7 protein-coding genes are annotated in these 8,131 nt (G+C 33.2%); all 7 read right to left on the reverse strand.

Annotated elements, in window-relative coordinates:
• Positions 1 to 429: hypothetical protein (locus ACTB0X_RS10705; RefSeq protein WP_463025013.1), on the reverse strand; the 429-nt coding region annotated here is incomplete at its 3' end.
• 298 nt (positions 430 to 727) lie between these two features.
• Positions 728 to 1,951 carry a competence protein CoiA gene (locus ACTB0X_RS10710; RefSeq protein ID WP_463025014.1) on the reverse strand — a complete coding sequence of 408 codons (1,224 nt, stop codon included), beginning with the start codon at positions 1,949 to 1,951 and terminating at the stop codon, positions 728 to 730.
• A gap of 266 nt (positions 1,952 to 2,217) precedes the next feature.
• Entirely contained in the window at positions 2,218 to 3,153 is a 936-nt protein-coding gene (locus ACTB0X_RS10715; protein ID WP_463025015.1) for a DUF6602 domain-containing protein, read from the reverse strand.
• A 3-nt stretch (positions 3,154 to 3,156) separates the two neighbouring features.
• Positions 3,157 to 4,188, reverse strand: coding sequence for a hypothetical protein (locus tag ACTB0X_RS10720; RefSeq protein WP_463025016.1), 1,032 nt, complete (start codon positions 4,186 to 4,188; stop codon positions 3,157 to 3,159).
• A gap of 9 nt (positions 4,189 to 4,197) precedes the next feature.
• Positions 4,198 to 4,404: a KTSC domain-containing protein gene (locus tag ACTB0X_RS10725; RefSeq protein WP_463025017.1), complete on the reverse strand. Its 207-nt coding sequence runs from the start codon at positions 4,402 to 4,404 to the stop codon at positions 4,198 to 4,200.
• A 20-nt stretch (positions 4,405 to 4,424) separates the two neighbouring features.
• On the reverse strand, positions 4,425 to 6,215 hold the full coding sequence (locus ACTB0X_RS10730; protein WP_463025018.1) for an ATP-binding protein: 1,791 nt from the start codon (positions 6,213 to 6,215) through the stop codon (positions 4,425 to 4,427).
• Positions 6,202 to 7,677 carry an SIR2 family protein gene (locus tag ACTB0X_RS10735; protein ID WP_463025019.1) on the reverse strand — a complete coding sequence of 492 codons (1,476 nt, stop codon included), beginning with the start codon at positions 7,675 to 7,677 and terminating at the stop codon, positions 6,202 to 6,204. Before ACTB0X_RS10735 ends, ACTB0X_RS10730 begins: the two co-directional genes overlap by 14 nt.
• Positions 7,678 to 8,131 lie beyond the last annotated feature (454 nt).

Raw genomic sequence — 8,131 nt, forward strand, 5'->3', positions numbered from 1 at the left:
AAAATCCAGAACCATAACTTCATAAAAATTGGAGAAGCTTGTTAAGTTCTCGTCCAGATATTCATATTGGGTCAAGGAACCATAGATCCTTCTAAGAACACGCTCATTGAAATCCATATTGAAACCGACCAGTTTCATTCGTGAACTTCGGCTTTGATACTTCACTTTCTCTTTATAAGCATCAGATACCATTACCACAAAAAATAGAGTTACCAATAAACAAATGGGAAGCAGGGCAAGCCAAAGTTTGCCATGATCTTTGTAAAGATTAATCGATGAAAGAACGGCAATAGTTCCAAAAATGACAGCCCCTACAATCAGTCCATTATTTCCTCTTCCCATAAAGGCATTAATGTTCTGGTGGATTTTGTCTTTTCTCCCGTTCAAGGCGACCAACCAATTGGCGATATTTTCGAATATCTTTTTCATTTCTCCCAAAAGCTGATTTCAAGATAGTTAAAAGAATCAATACCTAATTTAATTTTCGATGTGATGGTTCAAAAAATGGATAGGGATTTGCCAGATTTTGTGGGTAGGGAGAAGAAAGGTCAAGCGGCCCTTCGCAGCTTGTACTTTCTTGCGGCCGAGGAGGTCGGAAAAACTGGAACGGAAAGACTTCCCTTGTGGACCGGCGAAGTATGTTCACTTGGGGAGGATTGGAGTGGAAGGGTTCTTCGACTTCCGCAGGCTTGGAATATTATGTCAAATAGAAACCTAAATTATAAATTCAGTTGTCAGAATAATTACTTATAAAATAAGTTTTCGATATTCTTTTAAGAAGACTGCTAGACTTCACTTCAAACAAGTATTCATCTCCCATATCCAGGAATATAGATATTGAAGCGGATTTCCATGACCTCCTTTCATATTTCCATTCATATGAGAAAAAATTACCCAGCTCATCCTTAATTTTCTTCATTTCCTGATTATATTCTAATTTTTTTTCTTCTAAGAAGTCAGATACCCTACTCTCTTTGGTTCTTTTTATACCCTCCAAATCTAATTTCATTGAACTAATCTCCTCATCAATTTTTGGTAAGCCCAACTCGATTTTTTCAATTTCCAACTTCTCCTTTTCAATGAGACTTGGTAGACCCTCCAAAAAAATGTATTTCACTTCTTTGTAGATTTCTTGAAGTAACTTTTTATTATCGCTATAATTTTCCTGTGTTTCATTTATAAGAATCTCTAGTTTTTCCTGTGGAGTATTACATTGAAGTTGTAAATCAATTATTTGTTGTCTTATTTCAACTTCATTCATATCTAAATTTTCGCCATACTCATAAGGTATTCTTCCATTTTTTAACCAAATAGGAAAAGCCTCATATAGTAGATATTTATCTAAATTTTTAAGATTTTTTATATAACTACTTAAGGTGTCTTTCCTGCTTTTTAGAATCCTAGGGCTACGGATTTGTTGACCTTCTAGGTTAAATATTTCGCGAATGATATAATTTATTTCGGAATCTATTTGTTTCGAGATTTGTTTTGTCAAAAGTGTTCGACTAAACTTTTCCTTCAGTTTGGTAATTTGTTCATTGCAAAGGTCTTTAATTTTTATATTTTTTTTAAAATCAATCGCATCGACCACCCAAATCATTTTAATATAAAAATCTTCGCGTTCCTTTATTTTTTCTGGAGATATTGAGGAGTGTTGGAACTCGATTACCAAGCCATTTGATGTAAAAATGTCTGCAAAGTGTTTTTCACCTTTTCTTTCTAATACGACTTCTCGCCATTCCTCGGGAAATTGATTTTGCCAGTTTTTATGCCATTCAGACATTGGTTCATAAAAAGAATCGCAATCAGGAAGATTTTTATGTCTCCAATGCCATACATTAATTTTACCGCAATATGCTTTTACTTGATTTCCGCATATTTGGCATATTCCTACTGCACCTGGTTTAGGTTCTATCCGGATACTATCATAACATGCATATCTCATGTTCATACACAAGGAAAATCTTAGGTTTGATAAAATGAAATTTATTCTTTTTTTCTTGATAAAAAAAGAAACAAACCCACCCGAACTGTACCACTTTTCGGTACGGTCGGTTGTACGGCTTAGTCGTTATATTTTAGGATCCATTGTAACTCTTAAGTCTGCTTTAAGGTATATGAACCTAATCAATTGTAAAGAAAACTAATAACCAGCCCCCTAAAATATGGCCGCTCCCCTCACCTATTGTTTTGCCAAAATTCTCTTAGGCCCAGAACCTACTTGATATAATTCTTAGGTAACATTCTTAGTTTTTCAACTTTTAACATCCCAAGTTTTATATCTTCGTTTCGTCCAGATTGAAAACTTGTAAACCCAGGTCTTGCTTCCATTTTTCTTGAAGGATGATGATAGGCAGACAAAATTCCGGTTATTAAAAATTGTAAACCCATATGACATTCATTTTCTGAAGAATGATTGAAACCAACAAATGCTGCCTTCTTGTCAAATTCTTTTTCGTCATCGGCATTCGGCCTTCGTTTGAATATTGTAAACTCGTCAAGACAGATTATTTGTCCAATACATTGATCAAACGTAAGCTCTTTATGTGTATCAACAATTCTTTGATAAATCCATTTACATCGATCTTCAAAGTTTTTTTTCGTTTTTACCTTATTTGAAAATGATACAATACAGGTAGAAGGTCCTCTTACAATTTCCTTACTTCTATTTTTAAAAACACACAATTGTGCTGCGTTAACTAAATTTTCTAACTCCTTATTTAATTGACCCTCATAAAGATTTTTCTTTACAGAGATAATACCAATAACCCCTTCTGGTGGAACGATTACAAATTCTTCAAAACGTTCGTATATTGGATATGACGAAGAATCATAAACAATAATGTCGATTTGAGTTGAATGTTGATCTTCTTCTATTTGCCTTCTTACTCTATCATGATCTCCAACTTTTACTGCTGGTCGAATTATAAAACCAGATAAGGCCTCAAGTTCCTTTGGCAAATGCTTATTTAAAAAAGCCCTTATCAGACTTTCAAGATGTCTGCCTTCCTCACCGGTATGGGCTGCTCCATTATTTTTTTCTGAAGGAATTAGGCTTTCAATATTTCTGTAGGTCGACAATAAAGATCTACACTCATTATTAAAAAAGTCCCTTATTCTTTGGCCCTTATTAGATAAATCTTTGATTGGCATATACTATAAATCATTTATTTCTTTTTCTATTAACTTATACCTGTCCTTGATATCTTCTCCCATGTAAAAATCTAATAAATCTTTTTTATCTAATACTCCGGTGTTTAAAAACTTAACTAAGTATTCCTGATTGAAATTCATTAACAAAATGCTTTTCTCTAATTGTTTTAAAATCGCTTTGTTATTGTCAATATTACCTTCAACTAGTTTCTTAATACTAGTTACCTCATTAATATCCTTTATAATCCTATTAACAATAATTGCCAAAAGATTCTTATCCAATTCCACACTTTTAGAATTGAGGGCTATGTCTCTTGCAAGCATATAAGCAATTGCTAAATTGGAATAATCCCCTTTTTGGGAATCGATTATTGCTATAAAACCTATTGATTGAATAAATCCGACATTTTCAAACACTTTTAAAATACTATTATCTACAAGGGAAATATCAAATACGATTATACTAACCTTAGAATTTCTATTTGCATCGGATTCAATAAGTTGGCTCCAGGCGGTATCATATTTTCTTGTAAAAATGTCTTTATTTTCGATTTCACCAAGCTTAATACTCTTATCAAATTTACATTCAACCGTTATTTTTAAATCTGATTCCCCATTTACTCTACAAATGATATCGCCAGTCTTATTACGGGTTAAACTGCCGGTTTCATTCCCAGTTAAAAACACTACATCCTTAATTTTTTTTTGCTTAAAATAATTGCTTAAAAATTCGGCAATATCTTCTTCGGCCAATGAACCTTTTATTGCTGTTTTGAAGAAAAGCTCTTTTTTCATATCAAAAATCATTTTTAAACTTTCCAATTCGGTACCTAACTCATTACTAGTTTTTGAAAGAAACGCAGAAATCCTATCCTCCATAAGAGCCAAGACTCCTATATATAGTGCCCTTAAAAATTTGCTTTCACGTTCAGTTGAAGGTAATTTGTCGAAATAATTAAATACTATATCGTTTTCAATTTCGAAACTGCTAACTTCTAATCTTTTAAGTTTCTGATTTATATTAACTATTGCCATAATATCAAGTTATCCAACACGATTGTACGGATATATGTTTTTAATATTTCTATGCATATATGATCCAACCGAAGGAGCTGACATCAACTGTTCATATACTACAACTGGAACATTTCTATATTCATAAACAGTTCCATTTTTAAATCTGACGTAAAGAGTTTCTGATTCTTCGTCATATCCAATACTATCGACATTTGACGATGACACAGGGTGCATATCTGGTAAATTCATAATATTTATTTAAATTTTTGATTTCTCCAATTTATAACAACATCTTCATATTCTTTTTTATCCGGTTTTGCCTTTCTCCATTGTTCTGCAACATCAGGGTCTGCACTTTTCGGAGCATAAGCTACCTTTCTAAATTTCACCCTCGATGGTATTTTGACTGCCTCCCCTAAAATGAGCCCTTCCCCTGTCCTCAAACTTGGTAATAATGCCGTCATATTTGATAATTCATCTTGCACTGCTGCAGAGACATGTCCGCGATCACCTTTGTTTGTCATTCTTAAAGCAATAGTAGTGCCACATTGACTTAGAACTGTTTCATCAATTTCAGTTGGCCTTTGTGTTACAAGCAGAAGACCAACACCGTATTTTCTACCTTCTTTTGAAATTGTTTGAACAGTCCTTGATGCTATAGAATCCTCACTAGATTTTAGATAGTTGTGAGCTTCTTCCAAAACAATTAATAATGGTTGTTTTCTGCCTCCAACGTTAAGATTTTGACCCCAAAATAAAGAATCGTACATGATTTTGAGTACAGAACCTGAAATAGGTGTCATTATTTCGGATGGAATTCCTGATAAATCTAAAATAGTTATGGGCGAATCTCCACCCAACCATTCGGCTAATAGAGTAGGCAAATCCTTTGTTATATTACCATCCAGGTCAGGAGTAAAATCACCTATATCAAATAAAAAATTGTACCTCTGGTCTAATAATCTGTTCCTGATACCATGTAAAAAACTTAAAATTCCCTGTGCTTGAAAGTTCAAAAAAGGACTACCTCCACCCGCACTAGCCGGATCATAAGTATTCGAAACCAGTTTTTCTGGATCTCCCTTTGTTACAATATTGGCTGTTGTAGGGTCTCTATTTACTTGAAAGGTCTGTCTCTCAAAATCATCAAGTTCGAACCATAATTGCTTAATACTAAAAGGAATTGGACTATCCGATGTTATTGACTCGATTTTAATTAGTTTTTCAAGTTTGTTTGCTTTTACATAGCTAATCCTTTTTTCAAGAACTTTATTTCTTAGGTATTCAAACTGTTTGTCGTTTAAGCCACCAACAAAAATTTTAACAAACTCCTTGAAGGGTAAGGCCCAGAAAGGGATTTGTAGCTCTGATTGATTTTTTGATTTGTCAGCGTTAATCTTATAAACTTTACTATAGGCCTTTAGCGTTTCATTATACTCACCATGTGGATCAATGATCACAATTCTTGAGCTATCAAAATTACTCATTGCAATAGACTCTAGAATGACAGCAACCGTATTAGATTTACCACTACCAGTTGAACCCAGTATTGCCGCGTGCCGCGTGATAAGCTTATTTAAATCAATTTTGGCAGGAAGACTTTCTGAAACACTAATATTACCAACGGTTATTGAGCTTACATCATCCATACTCCCATAGATTAAGTCTAAATCCTCTATGGTAACAATATGAACTTCATCTTGTGTTGTGGGGAATTGAGTTACACCTCTTTCAAATTTATTTATTGTCTTTTCTCCAACCAATACCATACTTAGCCATCTTGTCGAAAAAATTTTAGAATTATCTTCGAAAGCAAGTTTTTGTAGTGTTTCTGGAAGTGCGTCAACCCCTATTTGAGTAACTATTCCGTAAAGATTAGCATAACCCAATGGGATTTTTAAAAAAGAACCTAATTGCCCCACTCTATAAATCACTCCATCAATAATCGGCATCAAAGATTTTGATGATTCAATCATTTTAACAGAAATCTGATTTCCGCTTACGCTTACTACATTCCCAATAAGAGTTTCCCTATTTCGATTCATTTGATTTACCTATTTTTTTTATATAATCTTCAGAATTTAGATTTTGCAGTAAATTGACAAAGTGTGCGAAATCTGCTAATTTGAAAACACCTTCGCCATTCCAACTCTTATGCAATTCTATTAGTTCCAGAATTTTATCTTCATGAGTTTCTAATGATTTAGAGAATTTTAATTTTTTCAGAGTTTCGTCGTAATCCTTCGTATATATACCCTTTTCATCAATAACTTTTGAATCCTTCAAAAAATTCCAAATTTCCTTTGATAAGTCAAAATCTACATTATCGATTCTGATAAAAGCGTTTTTGGATAAAAACCCTTCTTGCGAATAAAAATCTTCAAAGAATAAATCGAGTAAAACCGCATCCTCATCCTTAGCAATTCTACTTTTTATTTTCCATCTCCCGTACTTACCTCCAATAATTGCACTACTCATTCCATAAACTGAAATCTTTTTGTTGCTTTCAGCAATTCTTCTTATTTCAATATCTTCATTGAGACTATAAAAAATTTCATCTTCTTTTTTATACTGATCAAAATAGAAAACAACAATATGAGATGTATCAGCTTTTTCCAATGCTGTTGTCAACAAATCATTGATGTGAAAATCTCCGAAAGAATATCCACAAACAAATAGGACTCCATCATCTTTTCTAATAAAGTTCGAAAGTCTGTCCATAAAGCTCACATAAGGCTGCTTTTTAGAATTGTCATACTTCAAGAATGACGGGTAAACCATTATATTACTGTCGTCCGGAAGTGTCCTTGTTATACCTCTTGACTCTTCATCATAGCTCCATCCTAAAGACCCATGGAGTTTCCATAATTTAGTGATATTCGTTAAAAAGGCCATGTCATCTACAGAGCCAGGAAAGAAGAAGGGGTAATAACTACCTATAAAGCCATCATAGTAAGGGACATTGTTTTTCTCTAGTCCAATTTCAAAAAGGTAGTCGTAATTAGTTGTAAAAATTTCTATAGCTTCTTTTCTAGCTGCATTTTTTATCCATAATGCCAAATCATTATGCAGAAAGTCGGATATATAATCTGATTTATTTTTATGAACCGAAACAAGATCTTTAATTTTTATTTCAATTAACTCGCGCAAGTCTCCCCAACCTTTTTTATCTAAACCACATAATTTCTCTTTCCCAATAATCGAATGTTTTTGAGTAATGTTTGATAAAATATGCTCTATATTAGGGCTTAGAGAATTGTCTTTTATTTCATTGATTATTTTTTCCAAGGGAGTTTTATACTGTTTTGTTTTTGCACCAGTGCTAATGTCATCAATAATTTTTTTTGTCATTGTAGCTACCAGAGGAACGCATGACTTTAAAGAAGCACCTTTTTTTATAGAAAAAGATGTTCCAGCACCACAGAGAAATCCAATCCTTTTAGTATCTGAAATGAATATCTGCTGTAATCCCTTAATATATTCACGAGGGTCAAAATAATTATTCATATGTATCCAAGATTTTTTTATTCTCAACAAATCAAATGTAAAAATATTTAACAAGTAATCTATTACGGAAATCCGTAGATTATTTAAAACTATTAAGGAATAATCACATTCCACACACATTACACTCCCTTCTACTGTAGAATTCCCTAAAAAGGGTAAGGCTACACTACCGTCGGCTAGTTTAATAAGTGTTCCATTAACATTTCAGAAGAAACTTTTAGAAGACCACCTAATTTTTTAAGATTGATAATCTTAAAAAATTTGTGTGAGATGCAGCGAGGGCCTGAGAAAACAGATACCAAATACACTAGGGCACCAACCCGCACAAAAGAGGCCGTCTAAAAACAATTAGGCGGTCTTTTTATTTTCAGTGATTCTGGTAACTTTGGTTTTTAAACTGTTTTTATTTGAACAGTGTAAGGAAGCCAGAGTAGTTCTATCCGGCTAGGGTAAC

This window comes from Acidiluteibacter sp. (assembly GCF_055129545.1).